Annotated in this window: 15 protein-coding genes, 2 tRNA genes and 1 pseudogene; 5 read left to right on the top strand and 13 right to left on the bottom strand. The window is 71.5% G+C overall.

Annotated features, from left to right (window positions below; translation table 11 throughout):
- Positions 1 to 226 (top strand): annotated as a pseudogene (locus GT354_RS39085) (sugar kinase); the annotation flags it as partial.
- Between the two features lie 104 nt (positions 227 to 330).
- Here GT354_RS39085 and GT354_RS39090 read toward each other — a convergent pair.
- Positions 331 to 618 carry a YtxH domain-containing protein gene (locus GT354_RS39090; RefSeq protein WP_161361112.1) on the bottom strand — a complete coding sequence of 96 codons (288 nt, stop codon included), beginning with the start codon at positions 616 to 618 and terminating at the stop codon, positions 331 to 333.
- 162 nt (positions 619 to 780) lie between these two features.
- Here GT354_RS39090 and GT354_RS39095 point away from each other — a divergent pair.
- Positions 781 to 856, top strand: a tRNA-Asn gene (locus GT354_RS39095).
- A gap of 98 nt (positions 857 to 954) precedes the next feature.
- Here GT354_RS39095 and GT354_RS39100 read toward each other — a convergent pair.
- Complete coding sequence (locus tag GT354_RS39100) at positions 955 to 1,491, bottom strand: nuclear transport factor 2 family protein (RefSeq protein WP_161361113.1); 537 nt, start codon at positions 1,489 to 1,491, stop codon at positions 955 to 957.
- Positions 1,492 to 1,601: 110 nt separating this feature from the next.
- On the opposite strand from GT354_RS39100, the gene GT354_RS39105 reads away from it, so the two are divergent.
- Entirely contained in the window at positions 1,602 to 2,576 is a 975-nt protein-coding gene (locus GT354_RS39105) for an LLM class flavin-dependent oxidoreductase (protein ID WP_161361114.1), read from the top strand.
- Between the two features lie 72 nt (positions 2,577 to 2,648).
- Here GT354_RS39105 and GT354_RS39110 read toward each other — a convergent pair whose 3' ends face one another.
- Complete coding sequence (locus GT354_RS39110; RefSeq protein ID WP_161361115.1) at positions 2,649 to 3,593, bottom strand: NADP-dependent oxidoreductase; 945 nt, start codon at positions 3,591 to 3,593, stop codon at positions 2,649 to 2,651.
- Between the two features lie 274 nt (positions 3,594 to 3,867).
- Here GT354_RS39110 and GT354_RS39115 point away from each other — a divergent pair.
- Positions 3,868 to 3,941: transfer RNA gene (locus GT354_RS39115), tRNA-Ile, on the top strand.
- Between the two features lie 135 nt (positions 3,942 to 4,076).
- Here GT354_RS39115 and GT354_RS39120 read toward each other — a convergent pair.
- Positions 4,077 to 5,048 (bottom strand): SGNH/GDSL hydrolase family protein, encoded by a 972-nt coding sequence (locus tag GT354_RS39120; RefSeq protein WP_346012372.1) that lies wholly within the window; start codon positions 5,046 to 5,048, stop codon positions 4,077 to 4,079.
- A 353-nt stretch (positions 5,049 to 5,401) separates the two neighbouring features.
- Between GT354_RS39120 and GT354_RS39125 the strand changes: the two genes are divergently transcribed.
- A complete protein-coding gene (locus GT354_RS39125; protein ID WP_161361117.1) occupies positions 5,402 to 5,896 on the top strand; it encodes a DUF3145 domain-containing protein in 495 nt (164 codons plus the stop codon).
- 141 nt (positions 5,897 to 6,037) lie between these two features.
- On the opposite strand, the gene GT354_RS39130 is transcribed toward GT354_RS39125, so the two are convergent.
- The 9 genes from GT354_RS39130 to GT354_RS39170 form a co-directional block, all read right to left on the bottom strand.
- Complete coding sequence (locus tag GT354_RS39130) at positions 6,038 to 7,495, bottom strand: carboxyl transferase domain-containing protein (RefSeq protein WP_202512786.1); 1,458 nt, start codon at positions 7,493 to 7,495, stop codon at positions 6,038 to 6,040.
- Positions 7,496 to 7,574: 79 nt separating this feature from the next.
- Positions 7,575 to 8,876, bottom strand: coding sequence for a beta-ketoacyl-ACP synthase II (gene fabF, locus GT354_RS39135; RefSeq protein ID WP_161361118.1), 1,302 nt, complete (start codon positions 8,874 to 8,876; stop codon positions 7,575 to 7,577).
- Positions 8,877 to 9,013: 137 nt separating this feature from the next.
- Positions 9,014 to 9,268 carry an acyl carrier protein gene (locus GT354_RS39140; RefSeq protein ID WP_161361119.1) on the bottom strand — a complete coding sequence of 85 codons (255 nt, stop codon included), beginning with the start codon at positions 9,266 to 9,268 and terminating at the stop codon, positions 9,014 to 9,016.
- A 95-nt stretch (positions 9,269 to 9,363) separates the two neighbouring features.
- A complete protein-coding gene (locus GT354_RS39145; protein WP_161361120.1) occupies positions 9,364 to 10,374 on the bottom strand; it encodes a beta-ketoacyl-ACP synthase III in 1,011 nt (336 codons plus the stop codon).
- 61 nt (positions 10,375 to 10,435) lie between these two features.
- Positions 10,436 to 11,617 (bottom strand): acyltransferase domain-containing protein, encoded by a 1,182-nt coding sequence (locus GT354_RS39150; protein WP_161361121.1) that lies wholly within the window; start codon positions 11,615 to 11,617, stop codon positions 10,436 to 10,438.
- A 97-nt stretch (positions 11,618 to 11,714) separates the two neighbouring features.
- Complete coding sequence (locus GT354_RS39155; RefSeq protein ID WP_161361122.1) at positions 11,715 to 12,881, bottom strand: PucR family transcriptional regulator; 1,167 nt, start codon at positions 12,879 to 12,881, stop codon at positions 11,715 to 11,717.
- Positions 12,882 to 12,888: 7 nt separating this feature from the next.
- Positions 12,889 to 13,656 (bottom strand): adenosylcobinamide amidohydrolase, encoded by a 768-nt coding sequence (locus GT354_RS39160; protein ID WP_161361123.1) that lies wholly within the window; start codon positions 13,654 to 13,656, stop codon positions 12,889 to 12,891.
- Positions 13,631 to 14,551 carry an ABC transporter ATP-binding protein gene (locus tag GT354_RS39165; RefSeq protein ID WP_161361124.1) on the bottom strand — a complete coding sequence of 307 codons (921 nt, stop codon included), beginning with the start codon at positions 14,549 to 14,551 and terminating at the stop codon, positions 13,631 to 13,633. Before GT354_RS39165 ends, GT354_RS39160 begins: the two co-directional genes overlap by 26 nt.
- On the bottom strand, positions 14,548 to 15,600 hold the full coding sequence (locus GT354_RS39170) for an iron ABC transporter permease (RefSeq protein ID WP_346012373.1): 1,053 nt from the start codon (positions 15,598 to 15,600) through the stop codon (positions 14,548 to 14,550). Before GT354_RS39170 ends, GT354_RS39165 begins: the two co-directional genes overlap by 4 nt.
- Positions 15,601 to 15,609: the final 9 nt, after the last annotated feature.

Consider the following 15,609-nt stretch of genomic DNA (forward strand, 5'->3'; position numbering starts at 1 on the left):
GCGTTTCGTGGCCCAGGGCGCGGCGCGGCAGGCGGCGTGGGCATTGTTCGGCGCCCTGCCGGTGTGGCCCACGGGCATCGACGAGTTCGTCGAACCGGGTGAGGACATCGCGGTGGGCGACGCGGTCCGGGCGCAGTATCGCGGCGTGCGCGATCGCCTGCACCCGGGCGCCGTCCCGCCCCCGCGCGAAAGCGCGGAGACGGCCGGGCGACACCGTCGGGGCTGAACGGGGCCGGAGCGGGACCCCGGGGGCCCGTGCGGGCCCCCGTAGGTCCGCCCAGGCCCGTGAGCGGGCCTTCGAGGACCGCCCGGGCAATCGCCGCAGGGCCGCTACAGGCCCTGTCCGTAGCGCGGCGGGGTCACCGGGGACCCGTTGGCACCGAATCGCCCGAAGCGGTCCGGCAGGTGCCGACCCACCCGCTCGGGGATGTGGTCGCCGAGCGCGTGCACGGCCTTGGCGCCGGCCTCGCGACCGAGCCCCGCCGCCGTGGCCCCGGCGTGCTGGACGGGCGAACTGCCCATCAGCTTCTGGATCTGCTCGTAGCGGTCCCGGCCGGCCTTCGCCCCCAGGACGTAGCCGACGGCTAGGCCGGTGACGAAGGTGAGCTTGCTGATCATGATGTCCTCCGCGGTCGTCTGTCCCGCCTGTGCACGACAGCGCCTACCCGGGTGCGGCGCACAGGCAACCTGTGAGGTCCTACCGGAAAAACCCTGGTGCGGGCCACCCCCGGGGATGCGCTAATGTATTCCACGCAGCGACCGCCAAACGGTCCACCGCAATCCCGCATAGCTCAATTGGCAGAGCAGCCGGCTGTTAACCGGCAGGTTATTGGTTCGAGTCCAATTGCGGGAGCCACCGAAAGCGCCCCTCGGAGTCCCTCCGAGGGGCGCTTTCGCGTACGCCCCGACCCGCGCGCCGATCCCGCGCCGCGCGCGGGACCGGCGCACGGCGCGTCACTCGCTCCCGGAGCGGGCCCAGAACTCCCGCCACGACGCCCATTTCTCGGGCAGTTGGGCATCCGTGATCATGGGGTTGTCCGGGAAATGGAAGCGATCGCGCACCGCGAGTGGATGCTCCAGCACGTCGGCGGCGTAGAACGCCTTCGGCGTTCGGCTGCGGAAGTACCAGCGACCGTCGTGGCGTTCGTAGCGGTCCCAGTACTGCATCGGCATGACCACCCACAGGTCGCCGACCTCGTGCTCGGGACGGCAGTAGACGACGCCGGTGGCGTGATCCTCGTCCACGAGGTCGATCACGTGATTGCCGATCAAGTGAAAAGTGATCCCGTACGGGCGCAAAACCGGGTCGAACCACTTCGCCAACGCCGCCCGGCCGACGCCACCATCGCCCGTCCGCACGTCGGCCACGAACAGCGAGGCGAGCGCGGGAACGTCCCGACTGTCCAACGCGAGCGCGTAGCGGGCCGCGAGTTGGCGGATCTGCTCGTGCGCCTCCAGGCGGTCGAGCCGGGCGGTGATCGGGTCGCTCATGGTGCCTCCGTAAGCTGACACTTAGTCAACTGACACTGTGTCAGATACCGCGTGCCGGACGATTCGCCGCCAAGGCCCGTCGAGGCACGCACGTGTGAGGAGCGGTGCGCATGGTCAACGTCGGCATCTACCTGGACCTGCGCAACCCCGTCGAGTGGCGTCAGGACTGGGCCCGGCTGTACGGCTTCACCCTGGAACTGTGCGAGGAGGCCGACCGACTCGGCGTGCACTCGATCTGGACCACCGAACACCACGGCTTCGACGACGGATACCTCAGCCAGCCGCTCACCATGGCCGCCGCGATCGCCGCGCGTACCAAGCAGGCCCGGATCGGCACCGGAGTCACCGTCGCGCCGCTGCGCCACCCCGTACACCTGGCCGAGGAGGCCGCGATCGTCGACCTCGTCAGTGGCGGCCGCCTCGAACTGGGCATCGGGACCGGCTACCGGCTGCCCGAGTACGAGTTGTTCGACCGCGCGGACGCGTTCAAGACCCGCTTCTCGGCCACCGACGCGAGCGCGCGCGAGATCCGCCGGCTGTGGGACACCGCGGCGATCAACCCGCCCCCGGTGCAGGAACGGCCGCGGATCTGGCTGGGCTACCAGGGGCCGCAGGGCGCGCGGCGGGCCGGGCTGCTCGGCGAGTCGCTGCTCACCGCCAATCCGGAGATGGCCGCGCCCTACCTGGACGCGCTGCGCGAGGGCGGCCACGACGTGGCGACCGCGCGGATGGCGGGGGTGCTCAACGGCTGGATCAGCGACGACCCCGAGCGGGACTGGCCACTCGTATCGCGACACCTGTCGCACCAGTGGGACAGCTACCACCGCTACGCGGCCGAGGGTACGGGCGCCGAGCCGCCGCGCCCGATCGACGCCGAACGTTGGCGCGCACGGGGTTTGTCCTCGGCCCCCGGCCACTTCCTGCACGCGACACCCGAGGACGCGGCCCGCGACATCAAGGCGTACGTGGCCGGGACGCCGATCGAGACGGTGGTGTTCTTCGCCTCGCTCAGCGGCATGCCCGAGGACGCGGTGCGCCGGCACGTGACGACGCTGTGCACGCGGCTCGCGCCACTGCTCGGGTGAGGCCGAGCGGGGGCCCCTCGCGCGCGAGGAAGGGGGCGGCCCCGGTGGGTCGCCCCTTTCACCGGCACGCCGCTAGGGCAGGATCACCGTCTTGCCGCGGGCGCCGCCGAGGCGGCTGCGGGCGAGCGCGGCGGCGGTGTCCTCCAGCGGCAGCCGGGCCTCGATCGGCACGGTGATCCGGTGCGCGCGCAGTTCGTCGGCCAGGCGCTCGTACAACTCGGGCGTGGAGTGCTGTTGATGGTTGATCCCCTCCACGCCGCGGCGGCCCAACTCCTGCGGGTCGGCCGTGAACAGCGTCGACAGCGCGACACCGCCGTCGCGGACCAGCCGGGCGTAGGCCGCGAAGTCGTCGGTGTCCGACACGAGGTCGACGAGCGCGTCCACGCCCTCGGGATAATCCGCGCGCACCGTGTCCACGACGATGCCGCCCTTCGCGTCGTAGGTGTCGGACGCCCCCAGGGCCCCCATCGCCGACTCGCCGACGCCGCGCGTGACGGCGAGCACGCGCACGTCGCGCGCCGCCGCGAGTTGGGTGAGAAACGTACCGACGCCGCCGGCGGCGCCGACCAGCAGGAGGGTCTGACCCGCGGTCATTGCGCCCGCCTCCAGCAGGCCGAGGGCGGTACCGGCCGCCGTGGGGAGCGTCGCGGCCTGGGCGGGATCGAGATTCGCGGCCGAGGCCACCAGACCACCCGAGGGCACGGCCACGAACTCGGCGTACGCGCCGCCGGTGCCCGCGGCCGTACGCAGGGCCGAGCCGAACACCTTGTCGCCGATTCCGAAACGGGCGTCGCCCGGGCCCGTCTCGACCACGGTCCCGGCGAAGTCCATGCCCAGGACGAACGGGAACGCGTGTTCCATCGTCTTGGCGAGCATGCCGTCGGCGACCTTCCAGTCGAACGGGTTGACCGCCGCCGCCGTGACTTCCACGAGCAATTCGCCGCCGCGCGGGGTCGGCTTGGGCAGGTCGACGACCTTGGGGGCGCCCCCGAACTCGTCCACGGCGACAGCACGCATGGTTTTCTCCTCGCACAGGCGGTGACGACACATCACACGGAGTGCCATGATCGCCGGGCGGTGATCGACCGGCAACACGGCGTGACGGCCGCGATCGTCGCCGCCGGCCCGGTCGCCGCTTCGCATCGAGGACGCGAGTGGGGGAGAGGTCGGAGCAGACGCGGAGGAGCGGGTGATTTCGGGCGTGGGGCAGCGGCACACACGAGATCCCCCTGGGCGGCGGCGGCAGCCGACCGGTTATGCTGCGTCAGGCTGTCCGGGATCGGGCGGCACGGGGGCGGTAGCTCAGCTGGTTAGAGCAGGGGACTCATAATCCCTTGGCCGTGGGTTCGAGTCCCACCCGCCCCACCCGTGCAGGTCGTGTGCGCTGATGTGCCGTCGCTTTCCTTGGTCGCTCTGTGTCGTCATGCGACTCTTTTCCGTAGTCAAGGCAGAGCTTAGCGGGCTTACGTGCGATTCCGGGAGGGATTTCACCCTTTCGGACTATCCCCAGGTGAACCCCTGCTTCGAGGTGACGTCCGCGAGAGCGCGCTGACCTGCGACGCTGGGGTGGAACCAGTCCCAGTGGCTCAGGTCGTTCTTTCCGAAACGCTGCGCGTTGACCGCGCCGCCGTCGTAGCGGCAGTGCTGCCACGTCGCGCACACCTCGCGCAGTTTCGCGTTGTAGGCGACGACCCGGTCGCGGACGCGTTGGCGGCGGTCGAGATCGGCGGGCTTGGTGGATTGCGGGTCCTCCAGCATCGATTGGCAGATGTCGGCCGTCGACCACACCGCGCGCGCGAAGAACTCGTCCTCGCCCGTCTCCCACATGCGACCGACGTCGGGCAGGCTGACCACGAGCACCCGCGCGTTCGGCAGACCGGTGCGCAGGACGCCCAGCGCCTCGCGGAACTGACTTTCGAACGTCGCCGGCGACGTCATCTCCCTCTCGCTGGGCCGGCACGCGTCGTTGGCGCCCATCAGGATCGTGACGTAGTCCACCCGCTCGCCGACCGCGGTGCGGGCCTGGGCGGGCAGGTCGACCATCCGGGCGCCGGTCTTGGCGTTGTTGAAGGCCGCGTTCGCGGGCAGCCCCAGACGCGTCGCGTGGCTGTTGACCTCGCTGCTGGTCCCGGTGGCCCACGACTTGTCCGGGCAGTCCTGAAGCGGGGAGCACGTGTCGAAGCCGCGCGTGATCGAGTCGCCGAGCGCCGCCATCGAGCGGGGCCGAGACGGCGCCGCCGAGGACGTCGCGGCCTCCGGTGTCGGCGTCGGACTCCGCTCGCCGGCCCGCTCGCCCGCCCGCGCACTGGGCCGTTCGGACGCGGTGCGGTTGCCGGGTTCGGGGCTGTGCCCATCGGCGTTCACGCCCCCCGGTTGGTTGTCGGCCGCCGCCGGCGCCGCCGCCGGCTTGTCGCCCGAGTCCTTACAGGAGGACAGGGCCAACAACGCCGCGACCGTCGTCACGGTTGCCACCCCTACTCGTCGTTTCCCGCGCACGCGGCCCCCTCCGCCCCCTAGCATCGGTTCCACGATGTCCATCGACCGCACGTCACTCCTTAGTGTGAAGGCCCGCTTTGCCGGGAGTGCCGCCGTCGACACCCGGGCACGTTGAGTGCAGTGGCTCACCATTCCGAGACGGTGAGTAACGAAACTTTCCCTCGTATCGGACAATTGCCTGAATTTGATTACGGACAGCAACTGTTGCGTGTGGTACATCCGTGGTCCGTGGGGCACAATGGGAAGACCAGGACTCGAACAGGCAGTCCGCGACAAGGGTTGAGGCCGCTGGGGAAGGCGAACCTCGTCCTTGAAGCCTGGAGGTCCCGGTGACGACACGTGGAGTTCTGTACGTGCACTCCGCGCCGCGTGCGCTGTGCCCGCACGTCGAGTGGGCCGCAGCGGGCGTTCTCGGCGTGCGCGTGAGTCTTGACTGGGTCCGCCAGCCGGTGGCGCCCGGCATGTTGCGGGCCGAACTGTCCTGGCAGGGCGTGCCCGGTACTGCGTCGCGCCTCGCGTCGGCGCTGCGCGGGTGGCACCTGCTGCGGTTCGAGGCCACCGAGGAACCCTCGGCCAACGCCGAGGGCGAGCGCTACAGCAACACCCCCGACCTGGGCATCTTCCACGCGGTCACGGGGGCGCACGGCGACATCCTGATCCCGGAGGACCGGCTGCGCTCGGTTCTGGGCCGCGCGGCGCGTGGTGAGGTCGATCTGCGCTCGGAGGTCGAGAAGTTGCTCGGCAAGCCGTGGGACGACGAGCTCGAACCCTTCCGCTACGCGGGCGAGGGCACTCCGGTGCGCTGGCTGCACCAGGTGGTGTGACGGTCGAGGCGGCAGGTGGTCCGAGCGAGGGCGGCAGGCCCCGTGGTGACGCATAAACCATGAATACCGTCGAGAAGGGCCCCTCCGGATCATCCGAAGGGGCCCCTCGCGTCTCCGCCTACAGCACGAGCAAGGCAGTACTCACAGCGGGATGTTGCCGTGCGCGCCACGCTGTTGCGGGGCCGCGGCAATCGCGTTCGCGATCGCGATCCGGCTGTCGTCGGGGTCGATGACCTCGTCCACGACACCGATCTCGATCGCGCGGTCGAGACCGCCCGCGACCTTCTCGTGCTCGGCCGCCAACTCCAGTTCCACGTGCGCCTTGAGCTCGTCCGGCACCTCGGCGAGTCGGCGGCGGTGCAGGATGCGCACGGCCGCGACCGCGCCCATGACCGCCACTTCGGCGGTGGGCCATGCCAGTACTCGGGTCGCCCCCAGCGAGCGGGAGTTCATCGCGATGTACGCGCCGCCGTATGCCTTGCGAGTGACCATCGTCACGCGCGGCACGACGCACTCGCCGAACGCGTGCAGCAGCTTCGCGCCGCGGCGCACCACGCCGTCCCACTCCTGACCCACGCCGGGCAGGTAGCCGGGAACGTCCACCACGACCACGAGCGGCACCCCGAACGCGTCGCACATGCGCACGAAACGAGACGCCTTCTCGGCCGACGCGGAGTCCAGGCAACCGCCGAGGCGCAGCGGGTTGTTCGCCACCAGGCCGACGGTGCGACCACCGAGCCGGCCGAGCGTGGTGACGATGTTCGGCGCCCACTTGGGGTGCAGTTCCTGACCGGGCCCGTCGAGCAGACCGTCCACGACCGGGTGCACGTCGTACGCGCGCTTGGGCGACTCGGGCAAGAGCGCCGCCAGCGGGCGGCGGTCCAGGCGGGTCGGGTCGATCTCGCCCTGGTTGGCGAGCAGATCGGCCAGGCCGCGGGCGCGGTCGATCGCGTCCTGCTCGGAGTCGGCGACCACGTGTACGACACCGCTGCGCCGACCGTGCGGCTCGGGGCCGCCCAGGCGCAGTGCGTCGACGTCCTCACCGGTGACCGAGCGCACCACGTCGGGGCCGGTCACGAAGATCCGGCCCTCGGGGGCCAGGATGACGATGTCGGTCAGCGCGGGACCGTACGCCGCGCCGCCCGCGGCCGCGCCGAGGACGACCGAGATCTGCGGGATCCGGCCCGAGGCCATGGTCATCGCGTGGAAGATCCGGCCGACCGCGTGCAGGCTGCCGACACCTTCCTGCAGGCGCGCGCCGCCCGAGTGGAACAGCGCGATGATCGGCGAACCCTGGGCCATCGCCCGCTCGTACGCCTCGACGACGATCGCGCAGCCTTCCTCGCCCATCGCGCCGCCCTGGACCGTGGGGTCCGAGGCGTAGGCGACGACGGGGGCGCCGCTGATCGTGCCGACGCACGCGAGTGTGCCCGAGGTGGTCTCGTACGGCGAGATCTCCTCGTACGAGCCCGGGTCGACCAGCGCGCGCAGGCGCAGCCGCGGGTTGCGCGGGTCGTCGTCGCGGTGCGGGCGACCGGCCCGCGCGGCGGGTGTGGCCTCGGGGCGGTTGTCGATGACGGTCACGTCTGTCCGGTCCATCCTGCCCCTTGCGCGCGGCCGGCCCGGGGGGATGGTCCGCCCGGGGGCCGCGGGGAAGCGGGCGCGAAGCGGTCGGGGATCACCCGAACCGGCGGAAGGCGACGACGACGTTGTGCCCGCCGAAGCCGAAGGAGTCGTTGAGGGCGACGACGTCGCCTTCGGGCAGCGCGCGCGGTTCGCCGCGGATGATGTCGAGGTCGACCTCGTCGTCGAGGTCGTCCACGTTGATCGTGGGCGGCGCGATGCCGTGGTAGAGCGCGAGGACGGTGGCCACGGACTCGACCGCGCCGGTACCGCCGAGCAGGTGCCCGGTCATCGACTTGGTGCTGGTGACGGTGAGCTTGTCGGCCGCCTCGTCGCCGAGAGTGGCGCGGATCGCCTTGAGTTCGGTGACGTCTCCCGCGGGAGTCGAGGTGCCGTGCGCGTTGACGTGCACGACCTCGTGCGGCTCGATTGCGCCGTCCTTCAGGGCTATCGCCATCGCGCGCGCGATGTCGCGGCCCGTCGGCTCGGGCTGGGCGATGTGGTGACCGTCGGAGGTGAGTCCCGCGCCGGCGACCTCGGCGTACACGCGGGCCCCTCGGGCCGCCGCGTGCTCGGCGCTCTCCAGGACCAGGACGCCGGCGCCCTCGCCCATCACGAAGCCGTCGCGGCCCTTGTCGTAGGGGCGCGACGCGCGCTCCGGCTCGTCGTTGCGCTTGGACATGGCCATCATGTTCGCGAACGCGGCCATCGGCAGCGGGTGGATCGCGGCCTCGGTGCCGCCGCAGACCACCACATCGGCGCGATCGGTGCGGATCATCTCCAGCGCGTACGCGACGGCTTCGGCGCCGGACGCGCACGCGCTGACGGGAGTGTGCACGCCGGCGCGGGCGCCCAACTCGATGCCGACGTTGGCGGCCGGGCTGTTGGGCATGAGCATCGGGACGGTGAGCGGGCCGACGCGGCGCGGGCCCTTCTCGTTGAAGACGTCCCACGCGTCGAGCAGTGTGGTGACCCCGCCGATGCCGGAGGCGATGACCACGCCCAGGCGGGTGGAGTCCACGAGCGGCGCGTCGGGGGCGCTCTCGCTCGCGAGGTTCTTGGGGGAGAAACCGGCGTCGAGCCAGGCCTCGCGGGCGGCGATCATGGCGAACTGGCCGGAGCGGTCCAGGCGACGCGCCTCGACCTTGGGCATGACCTCCAGCGGTTCGACCGCGATGCGCGCGGCGAAGGTGACCGAAAGTTGGGCGGCCCAGTCCTCGGTCAGCGAACGCGCGCCGGACGTGCCCGCCAACATCGCGGACCACGTCGTCGCGACGTCGCCGCCGATCGGCGTGGTCGCTCCCAGACCGGTGACGACCACGGTTGGCGCGGCGTCCTTGCGCTCGGTCGACTTCACTTGTCTTCTCACTCCCACGCTGTTTGTTTCGGGCCGGTCCGGCGATGTGACAGGGCGCCGCGGCGACCCGGTGTGCCTACGCCGCACCGGGCCGGACTCGCGGGTGCGGGTCCGGCCCGGCAACGGGTGTCGTGCGATCAGCCCTTGGCCGCGGCGGTGAAGATGTAGTCCACCGCGTCGCCGACGGTCTTGAGGCCCTTGACGTCGTCGTCCGGGATCTTGACCTCGAACTTCTCCTCGGCCGCCACGACGACCTCGACCATCGACAGCGAGTCCACGTCCAGGTCGTCGATGAAGGACTTGTCCAGCTGGACGTCCTCCTCGGGGACGCCGGCGATCTCGTTCACGATCTCGGCGAGACCGTCGAGAATCTCCTTCTCGGTGACAGCCATGTTGCTCCTTGATTCGAATGCGGTGTGGTGAAGGTGGTGCGGTGGTGCAAGCCCCAACCGTCGGCCCGATCGCGACCCGCGACGGCCGAAGGGGACTACGGAAGCGTAATGACCTGTCCGGCGTAGACGAGGCCGGCCCCGAAACCCATGATCAAAGCGGTGCCGCCACTGGTGGCTTCGCCGCTTTCGAGCATGCGCTCCATCGCGAGCGGGATCGAGGCCGCCGAGGTGTTGCCGTTCTCGGCGATGTCCCGGGCGACCGGGACCTCCGCCGGGAGCTTGAGGGCCTTGATCATCGCGTCGGTGATGCGCATGTTGGCCTGGTGCGGGATGAACGCGTCGAGTTCCTCGGCCTTGACTCCGGCCGCCTCCAGCGCCTGTTCGCAAACCTTGGCCATCTCCCAGACCGCCCACCGGAAGACCTTCTGGCCCTCCATCTTGAGCGTCGGGAAGTCGGTGCCGGGTTCGTCGCGCAGGACGTCCCAGTCGATGGTCTGGGTGATGGCTTCCGAGTTGGAGCCGTCGGAGCCCCACACGACCGGGCCGATGCCCGGCGTCTCGGACGGACCGATCACGACCGCGCCGGCGCCGTCGCCGAAGATGAACGCGGTGCCGCGGTCCGACAGGTTGGTCAGATCGCTGAGCCGCTCCACCCCGATGACCAGGACGTATTCGGCGCTGCCGCCGCGCACCATGTCGTTGGCGAGCGAGACGCCGTAGCAAAAGCCGGCACACGCCGCGGAGACGTCGAAGGCCGCCGCGCGGCCGCCGCCCGCGCCGAGGCGGTGGGCGATCTCGGTCGCGATCGCGGGCGTCTGCTTGAGGTGGGTGACGGTCGAGACGATGACGCAGCCGACCTGGTCGGCCGAGATGCCCGCGTGCGCGAGAGCCTTGCCGGCCGCCGCGATGGACATCTCGGCGACGGTCTCCTCGGGGGAGGCCCAGCGCCGGGTCTTGATGCCCGAACGCGACTGGATCCACTCGTCGGAGGAATCGATCCGCTCGATCAGTTCCGAGTTGGGCACGATCCGAGCGGGACGGTAGCCGCCGACACCGAGAATGCGCGCGTGTGCGGCACCGGATCGGGGACTGATGGTTGCACTCACGCGTGGTCCTCCCGGACGGTAGCGAAGCCGGTCAAGGGCACGGCCGGCGTCGGGGCGAGCGTCACAGCGAGCTCTGCGGGTGGATGCGCAGCAAGGGCATGCCGGGCGCGACCGGGTCGCCGTCCTCGACGAGCCACTCGACCACGGTGCCGCCGTGCGGGACCGTGATGGTCTGCTCGTCGCGGTGCGAGCGCACCGTCGCGACCCGGGTGCCGGGCACGAGCGCGTCACCGGCCCGGATGTCGGTGAGTTCGATGATGCCCTTGAACGGTGCGACCACCAGGCGCCACGTGGGCGACGCGTCGATCGTGCTCGGGCTGCCGTGCTTGTCGACCAGCTTGCGGGCGGCCTCGAGGTCGTCCGGGGTCTTGAGGGCGACGGTCTCCACGCCGGGCAGGGCGCGCTTGGCGAGACCGGTCAAGGTGCCGGCCGGGGCCACCTCGATGATGCCGGTGACGCCCAGGTCGCGCATGGTCTCCATGCACAGGTCCCAGCGCACCGGGCTCGAAACCTGGGTGATCAGGCGCTTGACCACGTCGCGGCCGTCGTGCAGCACGGCGCCGTCGGAGTTGGAGACGAACGGGGTGCGCGGGTCGCGCACGGTGACGCCGGGGACGAGTTCCGCGAGGCGTTTCACGGCCGAGGCCATGTGCTCGGTGTGGAAGGCGCCGGCGACCGCCAGCGGTCGGACCCTGGCCTTCTCGGGAGGGTCGGCGGCGAACGCGGCGAGCTGCTCCAGGGTGCCGGCGGCCACGATCTGGCCCGCGCCGTTCATGTTGGCCGGGGTCAGGCCGTGCTCGGCGATCTTGGCGAGGACCTGCTCGGAGTCGCCGCCGAGTACCGCGCTCATGCCGGTTCGGGTGACGGCGGCCGCGGCGGCCATCGCCCGGCCGCGTTCGCGCACCAGGGTCATCGCCGATTCGGCGGTGATCACGCCGGTGCCGGCGGCGGCGGTCAGTTCACCCACGCTGTGACCGGCGGCCGCGCCGACCACGCGGTACGCGTCGGAAGGGTGCGGGAACAGGGCGAGCGCGGCGACCAGACCCGAGGCGACCAGCAGTGGCTGGGCCACCGCGGTGTCACGGATCTCGTCCGCGTCGGCCTTGGTGCCGTAGTGGATCAGGTCGAGGCCCGTGACCGCGGACCACCAACGCAGCCGATCGGCCACGCCGTCGAGGTCGAGCCAAGGGGCGAGGAATCCGGGTGTCTGAGCACCCTGTCCGGGAGCGACGAGTACGAGCACGAGGTCAAGCCTCTCTCCTGCCGGGGGTATGAGCCCCTTACCGGCAGGGACGAAGATCCGAGAGCTACTTTGTCGGTTTCCTACAAAAGGGTTGTGTTCAGGTTTCGATCGTTGCCAGCCGGCCGAGGATCAGCGAGACCTGGAGGGTGAACGCCGAACGGGTCTCCGTCGGTACGAGCCCCGTAACGTCGACGACGCGTCGCAGCCGGTAGCGCACGGTATTCGGGTGCACGAACAGCATTCGCGCGGCCCCTTCCAGACTCGCCGCCTGTTCCAGATACACGGACAACGTCTCCAACAGCGCGGAGCCCGCCGCGTGCAGTGGTATGTAGATCTCCTCCACCAGCTGGTCGCGAGCCTCCTCGTCGCCCGCGAGCGCGCGCTCCGGCAGGAGATCGTCGGCCAGGACCGGGCGCGGCGCGTCGGGCCACGCGACGCACGCGCGATGCCCCGACATCGCCGCCTGGGCGGAGCGTACTGCGGCGAGCAGGTCCGGAACCTCGGGCCCCACCACGACCGGACCGGGGCCGAACTGGCCGATCAGCGAGCGGGTCGCGCGAATCGGGTCGTCCGTGCCGCCCAGGATCACCACGAGCTTCTCGCCCTGGACCCCGGTGAGCACGTTCAGTCGGGCGTGTCGGCCCGCGCGATGGATGCCGTCCACGACCTCCTGCGCGTCCGCGTCGGGCGCGTTGCCCACCACGACCATGACCGAGTCCGGTGAACCCCAGCCGAGCGCCGACGCGCGCGAGAGGATGCCCTCGTCGGCCTCCCCGCGCAGGAGCGAGTGCACCACGAGGGCTTCCAGCCGGGCGTCCCACGCGCCGCGCGTCTCGGCGGCGTGCGCGTACACCTGCGCGGTCGCGAACGCGATCTCGCGCGAGTACAGCAGCAGTGCCTCGCGTAGTTCCTGCTCGTAGCCCGGCGCCGCCAACTCGGCGATCTGGGTCTCGACGACCTCGATCGTGGTGCGGATCAGCTCGACGGTGTGCGGCAGCGTGATCGTGCGGGTCAGTTCGCGCGGGGCGGTGCCGAACACGTCGGCGCTGACCTTTTGCGGGGTCTCGGGATGGCGGAACCACTCGGTGAACGCGGAGATGCCGGCCTGCGCGACCAGGCCGATCCAGGACCGGTTGTCGGCGGGCATGTTCCGGTACCAGGGCAGCGCGTCGTCCATGCGCGCGAGTGCCGCTCCGGCCAGGGCACCGGCGGACTTTTCGAGCCTGCGGACGGTCGCCGCGCGCAAATCGGGCTTGGAACTCACCGGCTCATCATCCTCCCTGGGCCGCGTCGGCTCGGACGGCCCCGGGTTCGGCACCGGATTGGGGGTCGGGTTCGGTTCGAGCGGCGCGCTCGCCCCTGCGTACCCGGTCCTGCGCCGCGCCGCTCAGCACCGCCCGATGCACCGCGCGGGCCAGTCGGGCGCCCCACGGCGAGCGCGGTCCGCCGAACGGTTCGACCACTTCCCCGACCACCGGCGCCCGGGCCGCGACACAGATCGCGTCCGAGGGGGTGCCGGTGCACGCGTAGCCCGCGTCGAGCAGCGCCTGTACCTTCGCCTCGGTCACCGTGGCCACCGCGTTGACCAGGGCCGCGTCCGACAGCGCCGCGGGCACGATCGCGACGATGTTGATCGTGCCCGGCGGCGGCGACCCCGCCACGCCCGGGGCGGGGGAGGCCGCCCACGTCGGGATGCCGATCCCGGTCGTGACCAGCGCCTCCACGCCCTCGTCGAGGCCGTGCGTCCACGCGGCGACCTCGGCCGCGGTCATCAGGCCCACGCCCGGCCCGGTCAGGCCCAGCGACGCGGCGATCTCGGCTAGGTGGGCCATCGGGTCCATCCGGTCGTAGCCCGGTCGCACCTGCGCGTTGAGCACCCACTCCCGCTCGCCGATGCCGCCGCCGAGCAGCGCGGACGAGACCATCCGCAGGCCCGGGCCCGCGCGCCACACCAGGGACGGACGGCGCGTGCCGTCCTCGTCGCGGTAGACCAACTCGGGGGTCGGCCGGGCGTCACGCGGGTGGGGCAGGGCGGTCATCCGCGACCTCCTCGTCGTCTTCGGCCTTGCTCTCATCGCCCGCGGCCTTGTTACGGCGCTCGCTCTCGCTCTCGCTTTCGTTCGCGTTCGCGTTCGCGGGCGGTGCGGGGCGCGTCGTGCTCGGGCGGATCAGGTGCACCCGGGGACGGCCGTCCGGCCCCGGTTCGACCGAGACGTGCGCCTGATAGTGCTCCGCGATCGACTCCGGGGTCAGCACCTCGGCCGCCGTGCCCGCCGCCACGACCCGCCCGCCGACCAGCATCAACAGCCGATCCGCGTACTGCGCCGCGACCCCGAGGTCGTGGAGCGTGGTGATCACCGTGAGGCCGTCGTCGCGGCGCAGACCGTCCACGATCTCCAGGACCTGCTGCTGATGACCCAGATCGAGTGCGGTGGTCGGCTCGTCCAGGAGCAACACGCGCGCCTGTTGCGCGAGTGCTCGGGCCAGTACCACCCGCTGCCGCTCACCGCCCGACAACCGGTCCACGTCGCGCCCGGCCAGCGCACTCAGATCCAACCGCCGCAGCACGTCTTCGGCGATCACCCGGTCGCGCCGGCTCGGCCGGGCCAGGTAGCCCAGGTGTGGGGTGCGGCCCAGCAGCACGTACTCGCGTACCGGCATCTGCGGCGGCACCACCGGGCTCTGCGCCGTGTAGGCGATGCCCCGGCCCAGCTCGCGGTGCGACAGGTCACGGACCCGGCGGTCGCCGACGCTGATCTCGCCGTGGTAGGGCAGCAGCCCCGCGACCGCCTTGAGCAGGGTGGACTTGCCCGCGCCGTTGGGGCCGATCACCGCGAGCCACTCGCCCGGCGCGACCTCGGCGTCCACGCCGCGCAAAACCGGGATCTTCTCCCGGTCCACGCCGGTGCCGCGCAGCAGCACGCGCGCGCTCACACGTCCACCTTGCGGGTGCCGCGCAGTACGAAGACGAAGAACGGCGCGCCCACGAACGCGGTCACCACGCCGATCGGCAGTTCGCCCGGCGCGGTCAGGGTGCGCGCGACCACGTCGGTCAGCACCAGGAACGCCGCGCCGCACAGCAGGGACATCGGCAGCACGCGCCGGTAGCTGCCGCCCACGAAGCGGCGCACGATGTGCGGTACGACGATCCCCACGAACCCGATCAGGCCGCTGATCGCGACCGCGGACGCGGTCGCCAGCGACGCCGCGAGCAGCACCACCAGTCGCACCCGGCCGGCCCGCACGCCCAGGCCCGCAGCCTCCTCGTCGCCGACCGACATCACGTCGAGCAGCCTGCCGTGCGCGAGCAGTACGACCATGCTGACCAGCGCGTACGGCAGAACCATGCGCAGTTCGCTCCAGCCGATCCCGGACAGCCGGCCGAAGATCCACGCATAGATCCGACGCAGTTCGTCGGTGTGCGCGGACTGTACGTAGGTTTGCGCGGCGGACAGGAACTGGGCGACCGCCACCCCCGCGAGGACCAGGTTGGCGGTCCCCGAGGAGCGGCTCGCGGTCGCGCCGAGCGCGTACGCGAGCAGCACGCCGCCCATCGCCCCGACGAACGACGCGAGCGGGACGACCGGGATGCCGCCGACGCTGTTGCCGTCGGCGTACACGATCACCAGGGTCGAGCCCAGACCCGCGCCGGACGCGGCGCCGAGCAGGTACGGATCCGCCAACGGATTGCGGAAGACGCCCTGATATCCGGCGCCGGCCATCGCGAGCAGACCGCCGACCGTCACCGCGGCCAGCACGCGCGGCAACCGCAGGTCGATCAACACCGCGTGCTGCACGGGGGACAGTCCGTGGTCGACGTGCACGAAGGGCAACTCGTCCACCAGCGCGAGCAGCACCCCGCGCGCGGGCAGGTCGGCGGCGCCCACGGTCAGGCCGACCACCATGGCGCCGACCAGCAGCACGCCCGCGAACACCAGGGGCAGTGCCGCGGGCCGGCGCCGGGCGGGTACGAGATCTTTCACGGAGTGGAC

It is taken from the genome of Streptomyces sp. SID3343 (assembly GCF_009865215.1).
Classification (GTDB): Bacteria; Actinomycetota; Actinomycetes; order Streptomycetales; family Streptomycetaceae; genus Embleya.

What these genes read in the sequence shown, in the direction of transcription:
- GT354_RS39105 (WP_161361114.1), top strand. Translation starts at nt 1,602, where the DNA reads ATGGTCAACGTCGGCATCTACCTGGACCTGCGCAACCCCGTCGAGTGG.
- GT354_RS39130 (WP_202512786.1), bottom strand. Translation starts at nt 7,495, where the DNA reads ATGGACCGGACAGACGTGACCGTCATCGACAACCGCCCCGAGGCCACA.
- GT354_RS39100 (WP_161361113.1), bottom strand. Translation starts at nt 1,491, where the DNA reads ATGAGCGACCCGATCACCGCCCGGCTCGACCGCCTGGAGGCGCACGAG.
- GT354_RS39160 (WP_161361123.1), bottom strand. Translation starts at nt 13,656, where the DNA reads ATGACCGCCCTGCCCCACCCGCGTGACGCCCGGCCGACCCCCGAGTTG.
- GT354_RS39090 (WP_161361112.1), bottom strand. Translation starts at nt 618, where the DNA reads ATGATCAGCAAGCTCACCTTCGTCACCGGCCTAGCCGTCGGCTACGTC.
- GT354_RS39110 (WP_161361115.1), bottom strand. Translation starts at nt 3,593, where the DNA reads ATGCGTGCTGTCGCCGTGGACGAGTTCGGGGGCGCCCCCAAGGTCGTC.
- GT354_RS39140 (WP_161361119.1), bottom strand. Translation starts at nt 9,268, where the DNA reads ATGGCTGTCACCGAGAAGGAGATTCTCGACGGTCTCGCCGAGATCGTG.